Origin of the sequence: Moritella sp., assembly GCF_033791185.1 — a bacterium.
Classification (GTDB): Bacteria; Pseudomonadota; Gammaproteobacteria; order Enterobacterales; family Moritellaceae; genus Moritella.
Map to the genome: position 1 here is coordinate 1 of NZ_JASJHF010000036.1, position 4,000 is coordinate 4,000.

At 42.3% G+C, this 4,000-nt stretch carries 6 protein-coding genes; all 6 read left to right on the top strand.

All coding sequences use genetic code 11. From position 1 onward, the window contains the following. Positions 1-474: ATP-binding cassette domain-containing protein (locus QNK26_RS02265; RefSeq protein WP_319220641.1), on the top strand; the 474-nt coding region annotated here is incomplete at its 5' end. A gap of 2 nt (positions 475-476) precedes the next feature. After that, on the top strand, positions 477-1,172 hold the full coding sequence (gene urtE, locus QNK26_RS02270) for an urea ABC transporter ATP-binding subunit UrtE (RefSeq protein WP_319220642.1): 696 nt from the start codon (positions 477-479) through the stop codon (positions 1,170-1,172). 21 nt (positions 1,173-1,193) lie between these two features. Further along, complete coding sequence (locus QNK26_RS02275) at positions 1,194-2,099, top strand: urease accessory protein UreD (RefSeq protein ID WP_319220643.1); 906 nt, start codon at positions 1,194-1,196, stop codon at positions 2,097-2,099. Between the two features lie 11 nt (positions 2,100-2,110). Further along, complete coding sequence (locus QNK26_RS02280; protein WP_319220644.1) at positions 2,111-2,413, top strand: urease subunit gamma; 303 nt, start codon at positions 2,111-2,113, stop codon at positions 2,411-2,413. An 11-nt stretch (positions 2,414-2,424) separates the two neighbouring features. After that, positions 2,425-2,772, top strand: coding sequence for an urease subunit beta (locus QNK26_RS02285; protein WP_319220645.1), 348 nt, complete (start codon positions 2,425-2,427; stop codon positions 2,770-2,772). Between the two features lie 2 nt (positions 2,773-2,774). After that, a partial coding sequence (gene ureC / locus QNK26_RS02290; RefSeq protein ID WP_319220646.1) for an urease subunit alpha occupies positions 2,775-4,000 on the top strand: 1,226 nt, incomplete at its 3' end.

A 4,000-nucleotide genomic window follows, 5' to 3' on the forward strand; every position in this document is an offset into this window, starting at 1 on the left:
TTTGAAGCGCTGAGCGTATTTGAAAACCTTGAATTAAGTCTCTCTGGTGATAAAGGAATTTGGAGTGCGCTATTCCATAAATTGAGTGGCGAACAGAAAGATAAAATCGATGAAGTACTAACAACGATCGGACTAACAGCCGAGCAACATTATCCAGCTGGGCGTTTATCGCATGGGCAAAAGCAGTGGTTAGAGATAGGCATGTTATTAGCCGCCGAACCGCGCATGTTATTAGTGGATGAGCCCGTTGCAGGTATGACAGCACAGGAAACAGAACGAACCGCAGAGCTATTAACCTCTTTAGCAGGTAAGCATTCAGTGGTGGTGGTCGAGCATGATATGGCCTTTGTACGTTCGATTGCACGCAAGGTAACGGTATTACATCAAGGTTCTGTGTTAGCTGAGGGCTCGATGGATGAGATCCAAGAAAATAAAGATGTACGTGAAGTTTATTTAGGTGAGGAGCAGGCTTAACCATGATTGAATTAACATCAGTAAACCAAAAATATGGTGGTACACAGATTTTGTGGGATCTTGACCTCAAGATTAAGAAAGGATCGCGCACCTGTATCATGGGTCGTAATGGCGTAGGCAAAACCACGCTATTAAAAACTATCATGGGTCTATTACCCGTCAGTTCTGGTAGCTTAACGATAAACGATCATGACATGAGTAAAAGCAGTGTAGAGAAGCGCCCAGAGATAGGCGTTGGCTATGTTCCGCAAGGCCGCCATATATTTCCTCAACTTACGGTTGAAGAAAACTTAAAAATCAGTTTAAATTGCAGCAGACAAAAAAGTAAAATCATTCCAAATCATATATTTAGATTATTTCCTGTGCTAAAAGAGATGTTGCACCGTCGCGGTGGTGACCTTTCAGGTGGACAACAGCAGCAGTTAGCGATTGGTCGCGCTTTGGTACTTAATCCTGACATTTTGATTTTAGATGAGCCCAATGAAGGTATTCAACCCAACATTGTGCAACTGATACGTGACGTATTATTAAAGTTAAATAAAGAAGAGGGTATGACCATTATTTTAGTGGAGCAAAAGCTACCTTTTGCTCGTGCTGTAGGTGAAAAGTTTCACTTGATGGAAAAAGGACAAGTGATTGCATCTGGGGAGATGAGCGAACTTGACGATGAGCTAGTCAGTAAGTATCTCGCTGTATAACAGTCAATAATTAGGGGCAGAATGATAACAGTCAGCACACCGATAACAAAAAGCAAGACAGTGAAAAATCACTGGCTTGCGCATTTAGCGCTGGAATTTAGTGATACACCTGTCGGCACACAACTGACACGTACCCAGCGTAAAGGACCACTTTCGGTTCAAAAAGCATTCTATCCAGAAGGACGTGATTGCGCCCACATCTACCTTTTACATCCGCCTGCGGGTATTGTTTCTGGCGATGAATTACGGATCAGTGTGAATATTAAAAGCAATGCACACCTGCTATTCACTACGCCAGGTGCTGGGCGTTTTTATCGTGCACGTACCAATCTTTCAATCGGTGATACCAAGCAAGTACAAATCACAAAATTTGCCCTTGACGCGAATGCTAAATGTGAAAACTTTCCGCAGGAAACGATTGTTTACGAAGGTGCCGATGGTTTTAATAGCGTTGATATTGAGCTTACCTCAAGCAGTGTGTATCTCGGTTGGGACATCACCTGTTTAGGATTGCCCGATTCTGACCAGCCTTTTATTGATGGGAAATATTGTCAGCTAAATCGTTTATTTTGCGACGGCAAACTTATCTACCATGATCGTATCGGGCTATCGCCACAGAACAATTTATTAACCCACCCTGCTGGATTAGCCAACCACAGCGTATTCGCTACCTTTTTGGCTTACGCACCGGAACAATTAAAAGATCAATATCAGCGCAAGGATCTTGTAAATCTATTACGTGACAAGGTAGCTGAACAAGATGCGCAGACAAATATCAGCATCACCGATATTGATGGCTTATTGGTGATTCGCTATTTAGGTGCACACGCACAACAATGCAAAAATTTATTTATAAGCTTATGGGAAGTATTACGCCCTTTATTAATTGATAAAGCTGCTATCCAACCCCGAATCTGGCATACATAAAAGAGATTACTATGGATTTATTACCAAGAGAAAAAGACAAGCTATTGATCTTCACCGCTGCATTATTGGCTGAGCGTCGTTTAAAGCGTGGTCTAAAGCTAAATTATCCAGAAGCGATGGCTTATATATCAATGGAGATTATCGAAGGGGCGCGTGATGGCAAAAGCGTTGCTGAGATGATGGATTATGGTCGTACTTTATTAACGCGTGACCAAGTAATGGATGGTATTGCTGAACTTATTCCTGATGTACAGGTTGAAGCAACGTTTGTTGATGGCACAAAACTAGTGACCGTCCATAACCCAATCATTTAATGGAGTAGCTTATGATCCCAGGTGAAATAAAAACTGATAGCGGAAATAGAGAACTAAATGTCGGCCGTGAACAATTAAAAGTAACGGTTGCAAATTCAGGCGACAGACCCATTCAAGTAGGCTCACATTATCATTTTTACGAAGTTAACAGTGCGTTGATCTTTGATCGCGAAATCACCAAAGGTTATCGTTTAGATATCACTTCAAGTACCGCGGTTCGTTTTGAACCAGGACAGAAACGAGAAGTTACCCTTATTCCCTATCGCGGTAAACGCCGTGTATTTGGCTTTCGTGGCGACATTCAAGGTGATCTTGAAATTGATATCCAAGGTACAAATAGCTTAGAGGGAGATAAATAACCATGGCTAGCATTGATAAGCATTCTTACGCGCATATGTTTGGACCAACCGTAGGTGATCGTGTTCGTTTAGCTGACACCGACTTATGGATAGAAGTAGAAAAAGATTTTACTGAATACGGTGAAGAAGTCACTTTTGGTGGCGGTAAAGTCATTCGAGACGGTATGGGGCAGAGCCAAGCATCTTGTTTAGAAACTGTCGATGTAGTAATTACCAATGCACTTATTCTTGATCATTGGGGTATTGTTAAAGCCGACGTCGGTATTAAAGATGGTCGTATCGCGATTATAGGTAAAGCAGGCAACCCTGACATTCAAGACAATATTGATATTGAAATCGGTGCTGGTACTGAAGTGATTGCTGGTGAAGGTCAAATATTGACCGCTGGCGGCATTGACGCTCATATCCATTTTATTTGCCCACAGCAGATCGAAGAAGCACAAATGTCAGGTGTCACTACCATGATCGGTGGCGGAACAGGACCTGCTACAGGTACAAAAGCAACCACTTGTACACCAGGTCCTTGGAATATCCATAAAATGTTGCAAGCAACCAATGACTTTTCAATGAATTTTGGCTTTTTAGGCAAAGGTAACGTTAGTTTACCGCAAGCCTTGGAAGAGCAAATTGAAGCGGGTGTTTGTGGTTTAAAGCTGCATGAAGATTGGGGCACAACGCCAGCAGCAATTGATAACTGTCTATCTGTTGCTGAGCGTTATGATGTACAAGTAGCTATTCATACTGATACCTTAAATGAATCAGGCTTTTTAGAAGATACACTTGGCGCGTTTAAAGGTCGTACGATTCATACTTACCACACTGAAGGCGCGGGTGGCGGTCACTCGCCAGATATTATTCGTGCTTGTGGTGAGCCAAATGTTTTACCCTCATCAACCAACCCAACAAGACCTTATACGGTCAATACTATTGATGAGCATTTAGATATGTTGATGGTATGTCATCATCTAAACCCATCAATTCCAGAAGATGTTGCCTTTGCTGATTCTCGTATCCGTAAAGAAAGTATCGCGGCAGAAGACATAATGCATGATTTAGGTGCAATTAGTATGATTTCGTCTGACTCACAAGCGATGGGCCGAGTAGGTGAAATGATCACACGTACTTGGCAAACCGCCCATAAAATGAAACAACAACGTGGTCCGTTAACGCCTGACACAGAACGCAATGATAACTTCCGTGCCAAGCGTTATATTGCCAAATACACCAT